Genomic DNA, 15,184 nt, shown 5'->3' on the forward strand with positions numbered 1-15,184 from the left:
CCAATCCCCTCAAAAGGACCAGCTCATACGCATTCACTGCACAACAGATACAATTGTCAAAACAACAAAACCGGCCCAACGACCGGCCCGTTCGGGCGACCCAGCCAGCCTTGCCGGCCGGTCCGTCCTCACCGTCCGTTCCGTGTGGCCCGTCGGTGGAGGCGGCTTTTATGGGGATGGCGCAGGCCTGTAAACCCCGGTCGCATGCACTGAAAGCATGCCTTCCATGATGCGGGTGGCGGGCATTATCCGTGGATTATACCCGCCAACCCCTTGCTACCGCTGATTTCCGCCCAGTTCAGGCAGCCTGCGCCTGCGGCTCGACCCGGACCTCCAGGCCTTCCGGTCCCGCCGTCACAGCCAGCGCGTCTCCAGGCTTCACCGTGCCCTCCAGCAGCATCCCCGCGAGGCGATCCTGCAGGTTGCGCTGAATGACCCGCTTCAGCGGCCGGGCGCCGTAAACCGGATCGTACCCAGCTTCCGCCAGCCAATCCCGTGCACTGGCGTCTAGGGACAGGCTGATCTTCCGGTCCTCCAACAGGCTGCGGAGCCGGGTAAGCTGGATCTCCACGATCTGGCCCATATCGGCCCGTGCCAGGCGGCGGAACAGCACCACCTCGTCCAGCCGGTTCAGGAACTCCGGCCGGAAGCGGTCGCGGACCGCCCGCATCACCGCGGGCCGTGCGGCCTCCACATCCGTGTCGTCCGGCAGCTCTGCGATGGCCTGGGCACCGAGGTTGCTGGTCAGGACGATGATGCAATTGCGGAAATCGACCGTCCGCCCCTGCCCGTCCGTCAGCCGCCCATCGTCCAGCACCTGCAGAAGGATGTTGAACACGTCCTCATGCGCCTTCTCGACCTCGTCGAAGAGGATGACCTGGTAGGGGCGCCGGCGCACCGCCTCGGTCAGGGTGCCGCCCTCCTCGTAGCCGACATAGCCCGGAGGCGCGCCGATCAGGCGGGCGACCGCGTGCTTCTCCATGAACTCGCTCATGTCGATGCGGGTCATGGCGCGGTCGTCATCGAAGAGGAACGACGCCACCGCCTTCACCAGCTCGGTCTTGCCGACACCCGTTGGGCCGAGGAACAGGAAGCTGCCGATCGGCCGGTTCGGGTCCTGCAACCCGGCGCGGGCGCGACGGACCGCCTTGGACACCGCCTCGAGCGCCTCCTCCTGACCCACCACGCGGCGGCGGAGCTCGTCCTCCATGCGCAGCAGCTTGGCCCGCTCGCCCTCGAGCATCTTCTCGACGGGAATGCCGGTCCAGCGGCTAACCACCGCGGCGATACCCTCCTCGGTCACCGCCTCGTTCACCAGCCGCGCGCCACCCTCGCCCGCCTCGGCGATCTGCTTCTCCAGTGCGGGGATGGTGCCGTAGCGAAGCTCGGCAGCCTTGTTCAGGTCGCCCCTCCGCTCGGCCAGGTCCTGCTCGGTGCGGGCCTGGTCCAGCTGCTCCTTGAGCTTCTGGCTCTCGACAACCTTGCCCTTCTCCGCCTCCCAGGTCGCGGTCATGGCGGCGCTCTTCTCGCTGAGCTCCTCCAGCTCGGCTTCGAGCTTGATCAGCCGCTCCTTGGAGGCGGCGTCCTCCTCGCGCTTCAGCGCCTCGCGCTCGATCTTGAGCTGCAGCACGCGCCGGTCGAGCTCGTCGAGCTCCTCGGGCTTACTGTCCACCTGCATGCGCAGGCGCGAAGACGCCTCGTCCACAAGGTCGATCGCCTTATCGGGCAGGAAGCGGTCGGTGATATAGCGGTTGCTGAGCGTCGCCGCAGCCACCAGCGCGCCGTCCGTGATGCGGACGCCGTGGTGCAGCTCGTACTTCTCGCGGATGCCGCGGAGAATGGAGATCGTATCCTCCACACTCGGCTCGCCGACCAGCACGGGCTGGAAGCGGCGCGCCAGCGCGGCGTCCTTCTCGATGTGCTTGCGGTACTCGTCGAGCGTGGTCGCGCCGATGCAGTGCAGCTCGCCGCGCGCCAGCGCCGGCTTCAGCAGGTTGGACGCGTCCATCGCGCCATCCGCCTTGCCCGCGCCGATCAGCGTGTGCAGCTCATCGACGAAGAGGATGATCTGGCCGGCAGCGTCCTCGACCTCCTTCAGCACACCCTTCAGGCGCTCCTCGAACTCGCCGCGATACTTCGCACCGGCCACCATGGCGCCGAGGTCGAGCGACATGACGCGCTTGTCCTTCAGCGCCTCGGGAACGTCGCCCTTGGCGATGCGCAGCGCGAGGCCCTCGACGATGGCGGTCTTGCCGACGCCGGGCTCGCCGATCAGCACTGGGTTGTTCTTGGTGCGGCGGGCCAGCACCTGGATGGCGCGCCGGATCTCCTCGTCACGGCCGATGACCGGGTCGAGCTTGCCATTGCGCGCGGCCTCGGTGATGTCGCGGGCGTACTTCTTCAGCGCGTCGAAATTCTCCTCGGCGCTCGCATTGTCCACGCGGCGGCCCTTGCGGAGGCGTCCGATCGCTTCCTCCAGCGCCTCGGGCGTCACGCGGCCCGCCTTCAGCGCGGCTTGCGCGGGGCTGGCGGCCGTCGCGAGGCCGAGCAGCATCCGGTCCTGGGCGACATAGCTGTCGCCAGCCTTGTTCGCGGCCTGCTGAGCGGCGTCGAGCGCGCGCACGAGCTCGGGCGTAATCTGGGGCGCCTGTCCGGCATTCCCGCCCTGAACGGCCGGAATCTTGCGGAGGTCGGCCTCGACCAGGCCCCGCACGGTGTTCACGTCGCCACCCGCGGCCGCGATCAGGCCAGACGCGGCGCCCTGCTCGTCATCGAGCAACGCCTTCAGCAGGTGCTCAGGCGTCAGCCGCTGGTGGTACTCCCGAATGGCGATGGTCTGGGCGGCCTGGATGAAACCGCGGGCCCGTTCGGTGAATTTCTCGAGATCCATCTTTTCTTTCTGTCCCTTCGATAAGGCGACGATATCGATGCGCCCCCGATCGGGCGGCGCGTCCATGATGCCATTGTGGTAATTGAGAAGGCCCGGATTCAAGGGAGTGACGGGAAAAGTCATGCGAATTGAACATATTTACAGGTTCCCGGTGAAAGGCCTTTCGGCCGAGGCGCTGGAGGAAGCGACGCTTATCCAGGGTCAATGCCTGCCGCATGACCGGCGCTTCGCTCTCGCCCAAGGCGATTCACCCTTCGACCCGGGCGCACCGGTCTGGATGCGGAAGTCGAATTTCGCCTGCCTGATGGCCAATGCGCGTCTCGCGAAGCTGCACACCGCCTTCGACCCGAAGACCGAGGAACTGGCCATCCGCAAACCGGACGGCGAGATGCTCGTCGGCAGCCTGCGCACGCCCGAAGGGCGCGCCTCGATCGAGGATTACATGACGGCCTATCTGGCCGAGGAAGCGCGGGGGCGGCTCCGTCTCGTCGAAGCGCCGGGCTACAACTTCACCGACATCCCGCAGAAGTCGGTTTCCATCATCTCACTGGCAAGCCTGGCGGCGCTGGAGCGCGCGGCGGGGATGCGCCTCCAGCCGCTCCGCTTCCGCGCGAACATTTATGTCTCCGGCGGACCGGAATGGGGCGACTTCGATCTGATGGGCCGGGAGATCCAGCTGGGCCAGGCGCGGCTCAGGGTCTGGAAGCGCATCGTGCGGTGCCCGGCGACCGAGGTGAACCTCGATACGGGCGAGCGGGACGCGAACCCGCCCCGCACGCTTCGCGAGCATTTCCGCCATATGGACCTCGGCGTTCAGGCCGAGGTGCTGGAGGGTGGGCGCATCGCGGTGGGCGACGCGCTGGAGCCTTTGGACCCGGCCTGAGGATCAGGCCTGCTTCTCGTCCGGGCGCCCGCCACGGCCACGGCCAGGCGGGTCGTTCGGGTCAGTATCCGTCGGGCCGGAAGGCCGCGATCCACCCCGGCCCCGGCCGGGCGGGTCATTGGGATCGTTGTCCGTGACGCCTCCCCCGCCCGAGCCGCCCCGGCCGCGGCCCGGAGGATCGTTCGGGTCATTGTCCGTGACACCGCCCGAACCGCCGCGACCCCGCCCCGGCGGATCGTTGGGATCATTGTCGGTAGCGCCGCCGGAGCCGCCACGGCCACGGCCGGGAGGGTCATTGGGGTCGTTATCGGTCGGCCCTTGTGGGCGTTGCGGCTGCTGCGGCCGCTTGCCGCCGGAGCCGCCACGGCCACGGCCGGGCGGGTCATTCGGATCGGCATCGCTGGTCCCCGACCCGCCGCCCGAGCCACCACGGCCACGGCCGGGAGGGTCGTTCGGATCCGAGTCGCTGGCCCCCGACCCGCCGCCCGAGCCGCCACGCCCACGGCCGGGAGGATCGTTCGGATCGGAATCGCTGGTCCCCGACCCGCCGCCCGAGCCGCCACGCCCCTGGCCCGGAGGATCGTTCGGGTCCGAATCGCTGACGCCGCTTCGCGAGGGGGGTGCCGGGGCCGGAGAGGTCTTGCCGCCCGGTGCGCCGGGCGCGGGGGACGGGCGCGGGCCGGTCTTGTTTCCCTGGGCCGCGGCAATGTCCGACACCGCCGCCCCGCCGAAAGCGGCCAGGTTCAGCACCAGCAGCCGCCGGCGAAGCCTCGGATCGAACTTCTTCATCGTTTTCTTTCTCCTCGCCCGCCCCAGGCTAATTCGTTTCGGGAATGATTGCACATCCCGGGATGCATTCCTGAACGCCGATGATGACCGAAAGGTGGCGCGAGGTCAGGCTGCACCTGTTTCCAAGGCGGCCATCGCGACCTCACCCGCGATCCGCACCTCGCCTTGCAGGCGCAGGCAGGCGCCGAGGATCAAGCCGCGTCCGATAAGCGCCTCGGCACGCCGCAAACCCCGACACAAGGCTTCCGCCACCAGCGCCGCGGGCAGGTTCTCCACGGCGACCGTGACAGGCCGGGTCCCTAGGTCGCTATCCGGGTCCAGATTCCGGGCCGGGCACCGCTGGATGGCCGGGTGATCCACATCCACAGCATTGGCTACGATGCTCGCCGCCGCATCGGCGTCCGCCGCGCGCGCTGCCAGCACCGTCACCGCATCGGCGATGCCAAGGGAAAAGCTGCGCCCCCGCCAACCGGAGGTCGCGACGCCACGGATAGGGTCGGCCGCGCGAATCACCAGCAGGCCGCTCGGCGTCAGCGCCTCCGGCGTTTCTGCGAGCCCGATCCGAAGGGATGTTCCCGGCGACAGATGCAGGGCGATGTCGCCCCCGTTGTTCACATGCGCGGCCGTGAGTCCGGGCACATCGGCGATCGCGGACAGGATATGCTCGGCCACCGCCCCGGCCACCGCCACCATCGGCGTGGCGAAGGGAAACCGGTAAGGCCAGGCAGCTTCGGCCATGCGGCGGGCGACGGGATGCCGCAACACCGGCGGAGCGCCCTCTAGCGGCGTGCGCAGCAGGGAAAGCTCCTCCGCCAGGGCCGGCAGGAGCCCCTGCAGGGCTTGCCACGCCGCCTCCCGCGCGGCCGCGATCGCGGGACGGGTTCCCTCCAGCCCGATCACGAGATCGATCGGCCCATCCTGCAAATGCAGCCTCCCGTCGGGCAGCAAGGCCCTTTGGGGACAGTGCCCGCTCATCCCGGCGCCTCGGGCCAGGGATTTCGTGCCGGCCAAGGCTCCCGCTGCGCCTCCTGCCCGTATTGAGCGAGCAGCGCCGGCAGGGCCATGGCATGCTCCACATGGCCGCCCAGAGCCGCATAGAGATCCGCCCGCAGCGTGAATTCCAATGGTGCGACCAGGGCGGGCGTCGGCACATGGCCGAAGGCGCCGTCCGGGATGGCCAGGACATCCGCCATGATGGTGATCCCCCCTCCCGGAAAAAGGTAGCAGGGCGCGCCCCCCATGGTCACGCGGACCTCGCCCCGCTGCACGCCGCGCGTGAGAAGGATGGGATTCTCCGTGACCCCCGCGCGGAGGGAGCCGCCGGCACCCGCCATGAACAGGATGGAGGTGAGCGCCGGCTCGCAATTCTCGCCGATGCGCGCGACGCTGCCGGCCACGGGCGCGGGCATGCGCGCAGGCACGGGGCGCAGCGCTTCGTCGAGCTCGACATAGAGGGCATCCTCGCCTGTCGTGCTGGTCAGCAAGAGGCGCAACCCAGGCCAGGCGAGTTTCGGATCGATGCTCTCGATCAGGCTCAGAGGGTCGGAGATATCGGTGCCGCCCCAGCCCGTGCCAGGATGCGCCACCTGGAAATAGCGCCCAGGCGTCGAGCGGCGTCCGCGCACCCGCACACCGGAAGGCCGCATGTCCAGGCACTTGCCTGCCTGATGCTCGGTCAGCACGCCGGTGATGTGGTCGTCGACCACGATCACCTCGTCCACATGGCCCTGCCATTGCTGCGCGAAGATGCCGATGGTGGCCGAGCCGCAACCGACGCGCATGCGGCTCTCCGGCACGCCGTTCACGATGGGCGCCGCGCCCGCCTGCAGCACGATGCGCGATCCCCCTTCGATCTCGACCTCGATCGCCTCCTTGCGGCACAGCGCCAGCATGGCCGCGCAGGTCACGTTGCCCTCGCGCTTGGATCCGCCGGTGAGATGGCGGACGCCGCCGATGCTGAGCATCTGCGAGCCATACTCGGCCGTGGTGACATGGCCGATCTGCTCGCCCTCATGCATCACGCGCGCGGCCTCGGGGCCGAGATGGCGGTCGGTGTCGATCTTCGCCTTGAGGCCGCAATAGCTGAAGATCCCCTCGGTCACGACGGTGACCGTATCCACACCGGCATGCTGCGAGCCGACGATGAAGGGCGCGGGCTTGTAGTCCGGATAGGTGGTGCCTGCGCCGATGGCCGTGACGAAGACCTCCTGTGCCGGCGGCGCGATGCCGCCATCCCAGTCCTGCGAGGCGTCGAGGAAGGGCACGACCGGCGCCCCCGCCTCCACGGCGCGGCTCAGCAGCACCAGCGGGTCGGTGCGGATGAGCCGCCCATTGTCGTTGGCATAGCGATGGCAGGCGCCCGCTCGTCCCGGCCGGATGCGGCAGAGCACGGGACAAGCATCGCAGCGGACGATGCCATCGGCCTCGGCGGCCCCGAAGATGGATGTGCGATCTACCATCGGCCTGTCGCCTTCAGCGCCTCCAGCACCCGATGTGGCAAGGCCGGGACGCGATGCAACTCCGCGCCCGTCGCATCGCGGATAGCGGAGAGGATGGCCGGCGCCGTCGCCACCAGCGCGGGTTCGCCCACACCCTTCGCGCCGAAGGGGCCCAAGGGCTCGCGCTCCTCGATCAGGATGCATTCGATGGGCGGCACGTCGCCGAAGCTCGGAATCAGGTAGTCATGCAGGTTCTCGGTACGGCCCGGGATGTATTCCTCCATGAGCGCGAGGCCGATGCCCTGTGCGATGCCGCCATGGATCTGGCCTTCCACCAGCGTCGGGTTGATCGCGCGGCCCACATCATGCGCTGCCACGAAGCGCTCCAGCTTCACGGTGCCGAGCTTCACATCCACGGACAGCGCGCAAAGCTGGGCGGCGAAACCGTAGGTCGCATAGGGAATCCCCTGCCCGTTCTCGTCGAGCGGCACCGTCGGTGGATCGAAACGGCCATGGCCCTCGATGCGAGCGGCGGGGCGGAACGGCATGCCGTCCAGCGTCAGCGCGCCGTCCCAGCCCAGCCTCGCGTTGCTGCCGCGCAGGATCTTCTCCCGAAGGTCGGCCGCCGCCGCCTGCGCTGCACGCCCGCTCACGAAGGTCTGGCGCGAGGCGCTCGTCTTTCCGGCATCGAGCGTCGATGCCGTATCGCCATTCACATGGCCCAGCGCCGCGACGGGGAGTCCCAGTGTCTCGGCGACGATCTGCGCGAGGATCGTGCTGCTGCCCTGGCCGATATCCACGGCGCCGTTGAAGAAGGTCAGCCGCCCATCCGTGCCTAGCACGACCCGCATCTCGGAAGGGTTGGACATGCCCGTATTGCCGATGCCGTACCACATGCCCGCCACGCCGACGCCATGGCGAAGTACGCCGCCCGGCACGTTGCGCGCGGCAGCCTGAGCGCGCAGCTCGTCCCAGGCAGGCCTCAGGGCCTCCAGGCAAACTCGTTGGCCGGCGGAATGCGCCAGCACCTGCCCCGTGGCCGTCGTGTCCCCGGCGACGAGCGCGTTGCGAATGCGGAACTCGAGCCGGTCCAGCCCGCAGGCATCCGCGAGCCGGTCCCACAGCATTTCCTGCGCAATGGCGGCCTGTGGCACGCCGAAGCCACGGAAGGCGCCCGAGGGCGGCTGGTGCGTGTGCACCGCCCGTGCCCGCGCCCGCACATGCGGCACGCGGTAAGGCCCCGTCGCGTGAACGGGCACGCGGCCCGCGACGGTAGGCCCCCAGCTCGCATAGGCGCCGGTGTCGTAGATGCCATCGAAATCGAGCACGACGAGGCGCCCATCCGCATCGCACCCCGCCCGGGCCTCGATGCGCGCCGGGTGGCGCTTGGTGCTGGCCGCCATGCTCTCGCCGCGCGTCCAGACGGCGCGCACGGGATGGTCGAGTACCCAGGCCGCAACGGCGAGCATCGGCTGGATGCCGGCATCGAGCTTGCCGCCGAAGCCGCCACCGCAGGCGGACGGAATGATCCGTACCCGCGCCAAATCCACGCCGAGCACACCCGCCACTTCCTCGCGGTCCATGCCCGGCGCCTGGGTGCTGGACCAGACCTCGATACGGTCGCCGATCCGGCGCGCAAATCCCGCCTCGGGCTCGATATAGGCGTGCTCCACGAAGCTGGTGCGCCACTCCCCCTGCGCGACATGCGCGCACTCGCCCCAAGCCCCCTCGGCATCACCCGCGCGCACGAGACCCGTGGTCAGCACATTTCCCGGACAGGCAGCATGAAGCGGCTCGGCCGCCAACGCGTCCTCCGGATCGTCGAGAGCTTCCAGCACATCCCAGCTGATGGGCAGCGCGTCGAAGCGTAACGCCTCCACCGCCGCGCGCGCGCCCACCACGGCGCAAACCGGATCGCCACGATACAACACGCGGCCATCCGCGAAGACCGGCTGGTCCTTGATATGCGGATAGATGCCATAGCCGTTGCGGTCGGGGACGTCCTTGGCGCTCAGCACGGCACGGATGCCCGGATGCCCGGCCAGAAATGCCGTCATATCGCCCAGCCTGAAACGGGCATGCGCGTGGGGACTTCGGATCGCGCGCAGCCAGAGCGCATCCGCGGGCGCGAGGTCGGCGGCGTAGCGCTCGGCCCCCTCGACCCTTGCGCGCCCGTCCACGCGCGGCAGGCGCTGGCCCACGGCACCATCGCCTACCTCCGCGCGTACTCCACGCACGGCGTCGATGATCCGCCTGTAGCCGGTGCAGCGGCAGAGGACGCCACCCAGCGCCTCCTCGACCTCGGCCTCGGAGGGGGCCGGGTTCTGGCGCAGCAGCTCCGTGCCCGCCATCAGCATGCCGGGCGTGCAGATGCCGCACTGGGCCGCGCCATGCTCGTGGAAGCGGGAGGCGAGCTCACGCCCGGCTTCAGTGACGGCGATGCCCTCGATGGTCTCGATCCGCGCGCCGTCGCATTGGCCGACAGGCACCAGGCAGGCGCAGGCTTGCTCGCCGTCGATCAGGACGGAGCACGCACCGCAGTCGCCCGCGTCGCAGCCCACCTTGGTTCCGGTGAGGCCCAGCCGGTCACGCAAGGCGTCGACCAGCCGCGTCTCGCCCGGCATTTCCAGGTCCCGCGCGACGCCGTTCACGATCATGCCGATCATGCCGCCAAGCTTTCGCGGGCGCGGAACACCAGTTCCGCCGCCGCCGCCACGCGATAATCCGCGGTGGCCCGGACGTCATCGATGGGCGAGAGGCCTCCCTCCGCCCCCCACAGCCGCGCGACCTCCGAACAGGAACCGACCGCGACGCGCCCCGCCGCATTCGCGGCGACCATCACGATCGAGATCACGAGATGCGCCCGAGCGCCGAGCTTGAGAAAAACCGAGGGGCTTTCGGCCGCATGCGCCGGGATATGCAGGGCCACCAGCAACTCGCCGGCCATCAATGCGGTGCGCCTGTTGCCCAGTATGAAGTCGCCGAGCTTCAGCCTGCGGCTTCCCTCGCGGCTCGCGATCTCGGCCTCGGCATCCAGCACAAGCAGGGGCGGCACACCATCGGCGGCCGGGGACGCATTGCACAGATTACCACCCAGGGTTGCGCGCGCCTGAATTTGCCGCCCGCCCACCTGGCGCGCCGCTGTACGGAGAGCATCGAAGCCGGGCGGCAGAACCGTTTCGCGCAAGGCCGCCCAGCGGGTGGCGGCGCCGATCCGCCAGTTGCCATCCGCGCCGCGCGAAACCCCGCGAAGCTCCTCGATGCCGGTGATGTCGAGCAGGTTCTCCGGTGTCGGGGCGCCCCAGGCCATGGCATGCGCCCGGGCGGGGAAGATGTCCGTACCTCCGGCGATCGGCCGCCACGGCCCGTCGCTCAGAATGGAAAGCGCTTCGCGCAGCCCGCGCGGCCGCCGGTATTCGCCCAAGCTCCGTCTCCGTCGTGTGACGTTACTCTGCGACCCCTTGGCGTGGGGCTCAATGGGAAACTAGGCTCCGGGCCCAACAGCGGGAGATGGCGAATGGCGCGGATACTGGTGAAGGGGCTGGGCCTCGTCTTCTCGGGGGATGTCGCGAATCCGCGCCTGGATGCCGAAGCCATCCTCATCGACGAGGGCCGTATCGCCGGAATCGGCCGGGCCGATGAATGGACCGGCGCCGCGACCGTCATCGATGCCCATGGCTGCGCCGTCATGCCGGGCCTCATCGACAATCACGTCCACCCTGCCTTCGGCGACTGGACGCCGCGCCAGAACCAGCTCGGCTGGATCGAGGCGATGGTGCATGGCGGCACGACCACGCTCATCAGCGCCGGCGAGGTGCATCTGCCGGGCCGTCCGAAGGATCCTGTCGGCGTGAAGGCGCTGGCCATCGCAGCCCAACGCTGCTTCGCGGCCTTCCGTCCTATGGGGGCGCGCGTGCTGGCCGGCGCGCCGGTGCCCGAGCGCGGCATGACCCAGGCGGACTACGACGAGATGGGCGCCGCCGGGGTGCGCCTGCTGGGCGAGATCGGCCTCGGCACCATCAAGGACCTGGCGGAGGTGGTGGAAGTGGCGGCCATGGCGCGCAAGGCCGGCCTCTACTCCATGATCCATTGCGGCGGGCCTTCCATCGCGGGCTCCAACCTCATGCAGCGCGAGGTGGTGATCGCCGCGGATGCGGACATCGTCGCGCATATCAATGGCGGGCCGACCTCGCTGCCGGCCGCCGAGCTGACGAAGGTCATCGAAGGCACGTCACGCGCCATCGAGGTGGTCCACAACGGCAATCCGCGCAACGCGCTACATGCCATGAACGTATTGCGGGAAATGGGGCGGCTCGATCGCCTGGTGATCGGAACCGACAGCCCCGCCGGCTCGGGCGTGCAGCCGCTGGGCGTCATGCGGACGATCTCACTGCTCTGTTCGCTCGGCGACCTCGATCCGGGGATCGCCATCGCGGCGGCGGGCGGGAATACCGCGCATTGGCGGAATATCGAGGCAGGGCGGATCGCCGTCGGCGCGCCCGCCGATCTGGTCTTCCTCGACGCCCCCATCGGCGGTGCCGGCCGGGACGCGGCGGAAGCCTTCACTTCTGGCGAGCTGCCGGGGATCGGCATGGTCATGGTCGATGGCGAGGTACGCACGGCACGGAGCCGCAACACGCCCCCAGCCGCCCGCATCCCGGAGATGAGCCGATGATCATCCGCAAGCTTCTCGTCACGCTGGAGGACACGCTCCAGGAAATGGGAAAGCCGGTGGATCCGCCGATCCGCCGCGCCGTCTCCATGGCCGTCATCCGAAACCCCCTGGCAGGCCGGTTCGTCGAGGATCTCGGGGAACTCGTGGAGATCGGCGAAAAGTTGGGCGCGCTCCTGGCGGAGCGTGCCATCGCCGTGCTCGGCGTTCCGGGCCCCGCGGTCCAGAGTTTCGGCAAGGCCGCGATCGTCGGCGAGCATGGCGAACTGGAGCATGCGGCCGCCATCCTGCACCCGAAATTCGGCGCGCCGGTCCGGGCCGCGCTGGGCAAGGGGCCCGCGCTCATCCCCTCGGCCAAGAAGCGCGCCGGGATGGGCGCCGCGATCGACGTGCCGCTCGGCCACAAGGACGCCGCTTTCGTCCGCAGCCACTACGACGCCGTCGAGGCCCGCATGACCGATGGGCCGATGGCGGACGAGATCCTGGTCTGCCTCGCCCTTGCCACGGGCGGCCGCCCCCTGCCCCGAATCGGCGGCCTCACGACGGTCGAGATGAAGGGAGAAGACGGGCTGCGATAACGTTCCACCCGCGCGTGCCGCCTCGCCGCCTATTTGGCGGCTCTGGGCCACGGAAGGCGCTTGCAACGCCCCGTTGGGGTCGTCATACAGGCGGGATAAGGCCGCCTTCCGAAGCACGGGCCATAGAGACGAGGGGAAAAGGTTCGAGTGAGCGACATCATTTTGCAGACCCAAGGGCTGACCAAGGAATTCCTTGGCTTTCTGGCGGTTCAGAACGTGGACCTGTCCATCCGCCGCAACAGCATCCACGGGCTGATCGGTCCCAACGGCGCCGGCAAGACCACCTGCTTCAACCTGCTCACCAAGTTCCTGCAACCCACACGCGGCACCATCACCTATGACGGCCGCGACATCACCAACATGAAGCCGGCCGAGGTGGCCCGGCTCGGCCTCGTGCGCTCCTTCCAGATTTCCGCGGTGTTTCCCCACCTCTCGGTACTGGAGAATGTGCGCGTGGCGCTCCAGCGCGCGCGTGGCGCGAGCTTTGATTTCTGGCGCTCCGACGCCGCTCTGAAACAGTATGACGAGCGTGCGCGGGAACTTTTGGAGGATGTCGGCCTCACGCCCTACGCCGAGCTTCAGGCGGGCCAGCTCCCCTACGGCCGCAAGCGCGCGCTGGAAATCGCGACCACCCTCGCGCTCGAACCCGTCATGATGCTGCTCGACGAGCCCACGGCCGGAATGACGCATGATGACGTGGATCGCATCGTGGCCCTGATCAAGCGCGTCTCCGCGGGCCGCACCGTGCTGCTGGTGGAACACAATCTGAAAGTGGTCGAAGGGCTTTGCGACGCCATCACCGTGCTGGCGCGCGGAGAGGTCCTGGCCAAGGGCAACTACGCCACCGTCAGCCGCAACCCGGAAGTCCAGGCGGCCTATCTCGGAACCGATCCCGCCAGCGTCGGCGCGCCGGAGATCGCGTCCCATGGCTGAGCCGATGCTGAAGGTCGAGAGCCTCGAGGCCTGGTACGGCGAGAGTCATGTCCTCCATGGCGTGAACATCGAGATCGCCGAGGGCGAGGTCATCACGCTGCTTGGCCGCAACGGCGCGGGCAAGACGACGACGCTGCGCGCCATCATGGGCCTGGTCGGCCGCCGCTCCGGCTCCATCCGCTTCGAGGGCAAGGAGCTGGTGGGCCTGCGCTCGGACCTCGTGGCCCGTGCCGGCATCGGATACTGCCCCGAGGAGCGCGGCATCTTCGCCTCGCTCGACGTCTCCGAGAACCTGATGCTGCCGCCGACGATCCGTCCCGGCGGCCTCTCGGTGGAGGAAATCCACACGCTCTTCCCGAACCTCAAGGAAAGAGCGCGCAGCCCAGGCACCAAGCTCTCGGGCGGCGAGCAGCAGATGCTTGCCATCGGCCGCATTCTTCGCACCGGCGCCAAGCTCCTGCTGCTGGATGAGCCGTCGGAGGGCCTCGCGCCCGTGATCGTGCAGCAGATCGGCCACACGATCCGCGAGCTCAAGACACGCGGCTTCACCGTCCTGCTGGTCGAGCAGAACTTCCGCTTCGCCCAGACCGTGGCCGACCGCCACTACGTCATGGAGCATGGGCGCGTCGTGGACACGGTCCCGAACAGCGAACTCAACGCCTCGCTCGAGCGTCTCAACGAGTATCTCAGCGTCTGACGATCAGCGCCGCACAGGGAGAAATCTGTCCATGAGTATCCAGCGTCGTTCCCTCCTCGCCGCCGCGGGCGCAGCGCCTCTCGCCGGGGCGTTCAAGAGCCGCAGCGCCCGCGCGCAGGCGAACACGATCAAGATCGGCGTCCTGACCGACATGTCCGGCCTCTACCGTGACCTCGCCGGGCCCGGCTCGCTGCGCGCCGTTCAGCTCGCGGTGCAGGAGAGCGGCATCGCCCAGCGGGGCGTGACGGTGGAGATCCTGTCGGCGGATCACCAGAACCGCCCCGACGTCGGTTCCACCATCGCCCGGCAGTGGATCGACCGCGACGGCGTGGACGCCATCATCGACGTGCCGACCAGTTCGGTGGCGCTCGCGGTCAGCGGCATCACGCGCGAGAAGAACAAGATTCTCCTCAACTCCGGCGCGGCGGCCTCCGACCTGACGGGCAGCGCCTGCTCGCCCAACACGATCCACTGGACCTACGACACCTGGATGCTGGCGAGCTCCACCGGTGGCGCCATGGTGCGCGCGGGCGGGCAGACCTGGTTCTTCCTCACCGCCGACTACGCCTTCGGCCACGCGCTGGAGCGCGACACCTCTGAATTCGTGCGCAACGCGGGGGGCCGCGTCGTCGGCCAGGTCCGGACGCCCTTCCCGGGCACGACGGACTTCTCCTCCTACCTGCTTCAGGCGCAAACCTCGCGGGCGCAGGTCGTGGGCCTCGCCAATGCCGGCGGCGACACGATCAACTCGATCAAGCAGGCGGCGGAGTTCGGTCTGACGCGCGGCGGGCGCGTGAAGCTCGCGGGGCTGCTGGTCTTCATCACGGACGTGCATTCGCTGGGCCTGCAGACCGCGCAGGGCCTGGTGCTGACCGAGACCTTCTATTGGGATCTGAACGACAAGACGCGCGGCCTCTCCACGCGCATGTCGCTCGCGGGCGGCGCCAAGCCTTCCATGGTGCAGGCGGGCTGCTACTCGTCCGTTCTGCATTACCTGAAGGCGGTCGGCGAGATGGGCGTGGCGGCGGCCAAGGCGAGCGGTGCGGAGGCCATCGCCAAGATGAAGTCCATGCCCACGGACGACGATGCCTTCGGCCCCGGCAGCATCCGCGCCGATGGCCGCAAGATCCATCCCTCCTACCTCTTCGAGGTGAAGGCGCCGGGCGAGAGCCGTGGCGCGTGGGACTATTACAAGCTGCTCAGCACCACCCCGGCCGACCAGGCGTTCCGCCCGATCGCTCAAGGGGGCTGCGCGCTCGTGCGTTGAACTGACGACAGACGGGGCGAGGCGGCAAAGACCGCCC

The 15,184-nt window shown here is 69.0% G+C and carries 12 protein-coding genes; 6 read left to right on the plus strand and 6 right to left on the minus strand.

Features of this window, described 5'->3' with window-relative positions; translation table 11 throughout:
• Positions 1-298 precede the first annotated feature (298 nt).
• Positions 299-2,890 (minus strand): ATP-dependent chaperone ClpB, encoded by a 2,592-nt coding sequence (gene clpB, locus WJM96_RS22520; protein WP_424814813.1) that lies wholly within the window; start codon positions 2,888-2,890, stop codon positions 299-301.
• A gap of 121 nt (positions 2,891-3,011) precedes the next feature.
• Here clpB and WJM96_RS22525 point away from each other — a divergent pair, with 121 nt between their 5' ends.
• A complete protein-coding gene (locus WJM96_RS22525) occupies positions 3,012-3,773 on the plus strand; it encodes an MOSC domain-containing protein (protein ID WP_424814814.1) in 762 nt (253 codons plus the stop codon).
• 3 nt (positions 3,774-3,776) lie between these two features.
• Here the strand turns inward: WJM96_RS22525 and WJM96_RS22530 are convergent, their stop codons facing one another.
• From WJM96_RS22530 to WJM96_RS22550, 5 genes are all read right to left on the minus strand, one after another.
• On the minus strand, positions 3,777-4,562 hold the full coding sequence (locus WJM96_RS22530) for a hypothetical protein (RefSeq protein WP_424814815.1): 786 nt from the start codon (positions 4,560-4,562) through the stop codon (positions 3,777-3,779).
• Positions 4,563-4,667: 105 nt separating this feature from the next.
• Positions 4,668-5,537: a UPF0280 family protein gene (locus tag WJM96_RS22535; protein ID WP_424814816.1), complete on the minus strand. Its 870-nt coding sequence runs from the start codon at positions 5,535-5,537 to the stop codon at positions 4,668-4,670.
• Positions 5,534-7,021: a 6-hydroxynicotinate reductase gene (locus tag WJM96_RS22540; protein WP_424814817.1), complete on the minus strand. Its 1,488-nt coding sequence runs from the start codon at positions 7,019-7,021 to the stop codon at positions 5,534-5,536. The genes WJM96_RS22535 and WJM96_RS22540 overlap by 4 nt, the downstream gene beginning before the upstream one ends.
• Positions 7,015-9,666: a molybdopterin-dependent oxidoreductase gene (locus WJM96_RS22545; RefSeq protein ID WP_424814818.1), complete on the minus strand. Its 2,652-nt coding sequence runs from the start codon at positions 9,664-9,666 to the stop codon at positions 7,015-7,017. Before WJM96_RS22545 ends, WJM96_RS22540 begins: the two co-directional genes overlap by 7 nt.
• On the minus strand, positions 9,663-10,424 hold the full coding sequence (locus tag WJM96_RS22550; protein ID WP_424814819.1) for an FAD binding domain-containing protein: 762 nt from the start codon (positions 10,422-10,424) through the stop codon (positions 9,663-9,665). Before WJM96_RS22550 ends, WJM96_RS22545 begins: the two co-directional genes overlap by 4 nt.
• A gap of 93 nt (positions 10,425-10,517) precedes the next feature.
• Here WJM96_RS22550 and WJM96_RS22555 point away from each other — a divergent pair, with 93 nt between their 5' ends.
• The 5 genes from WJM96_RS22555 (at position 10,518) to WJM96_RS22575 (ending at position 15,147) form a co-directional block, all read left to right on the plus strand.
• Positions 10,518-11,675, plus strand: a complete 1,158-nt coding sequence (locus WJM96_RS22555) for an amidohydrolase family protein (RefSeq protein ID WP_424814820.1) — start codon at positions 10,518-10,520, stop codon at positions 11,673-11,675.
• Positions 11,672-12,250 carry an amino acid synthesis family protein gene (locus tag WJM96_RS22560; protein ID WP_424814821.1) on the plus strand — a complete coding sequence of 193 codons (579 nt, stop codon included), beginning with the start codon at positions 11,672-11,674 and terminating at the stop codon, positions 12,248-12,250. Before WJM96_RS22555 ends, WJM96_RS22560 begins: the two co-directional genes overlap by 4 nt.
• Before the next feature lie 147 nt (positions 12,251-12,397).
• Positions 12,398-13,183, plus strand: coding sequence for an ABC transporter ATP-binding protein (locus WJM96_RS22565; RefSeq protein WP_424814822.1), 786 nt, complete (start codon positions 12,398-12,400; stop codon positions 13,181-13,183).
• Positions 13,176-13,880 carry an ABC transporter ATP-binding protein gene (locus tag WJM96_RS22570; protein WP_424814823.1) on the plus strand — a complete coding sequence of 235 codons (705 nt, stop codon included), beginning with the start codon at positions 13,176-13,178 and terminating at the stop codon, positions 13,878-13,880. Before WJM96_RS22565 ends, WJM96_RS22570 begins: the two co-directional genes overlap by 8 nt.
• Before the next feature lie 31 nt (positions 13,881-13,911).
• Positions 13,912-15,147 (plus strand): ABC transporter substrate-binding protein, encoded by a 1,236-nt coding sequence (locus WJM96_RS22575; protein ID WP_424814824.1) that lies wholly within the window; start codon positions 13,912-13,914, stop codon positions 15,145-15,147.
• Positions 15,148-15,184: the final 37 nt, after the last annotated feature.

It is taken from the genome of Roseococcus sp. YIM B11640, assembly GCF_049727625.1.
In the GTDB taxonomy this organism is placed as follows: Bacteria; Pseudomonadota; Alphaproteobacteria; order Acetobacterales; family Acetobacteraceae; genus Roseococcus.

Bases quoted from the DNA above. Each gene is read 5' to 3' on its own strand.
- clpB (WP_424814813.1), bottom strand. From the start codon at position 2,890: ATGGATCTCGAGAAATTCACCGAACGGGCCCGCGGTTTCATCCAGGCC.
- WJM96_RS22525 (WP_424814814.1), top strand. From the start codon at position 3,012: ATGCGAATTGAACATATTTACAGGTTCCCGGTGAAAGGCCTTTCGGCC.
- WJM96_RS22530 (WP_424814815.1), bottom strand. From the start codon at position 4,562: ATGAAGAAGTTCGATCCGAGGCTTCGCCGGCGGCTGCTGGTGCTGAAC.
- WJM96_RS22535 (WP_424814816.1), bottom strand. From the start codon at position 5,537: ATGAGCGGGCACTGTCCCCAAAGGGCCTTGCTGCCCGACGGGAGGCTG.
- WJM96_RS22540 (WP_424814817.1), bottom strand. From the start codon at position 7,021: ATGGTAGATCGCACATCCATCTTCGGGGCCGCCGAGGCCGATGGCATC.
- WJM96_RS22545 (WP_424814818.1), bottom strand. From the start codon at position 9,666: ATGATCGGCATGATCGTGAACGGCGTCGCGCGGGACCTGGAAATGCCG.
- WJM96_RS22555 (WP_424814820.1), top strand. From the start codon at position 10,518: ATGGCGCGGATACTGGTGAAGGGGCTGGGCCTCGTCTTCTCGGGGGAT.
- WJM96_RS22560 (WP_424814821.1), top strand. From the start codon at position 11,672: ATGATCATCCGCAAGCTTCTCGTCACGCTGGAGGACACGCTCCAGGAA.
- WJM96_RS22570 (WP_424814823.1), top strand. From the start codon at position 13,176: ATGGCTGAGCCGATGCTGAAGGTCGAGAGCCTCGAGGCCTGGTACGGC.
- WJM96_RS22575 (WP_424814824.1), top strand. From the start codon at position 13,912: ATGAGTATCCAGCGTCGTTCCCTCCTCGCCGCCGCGGGCGCAGCGCCT.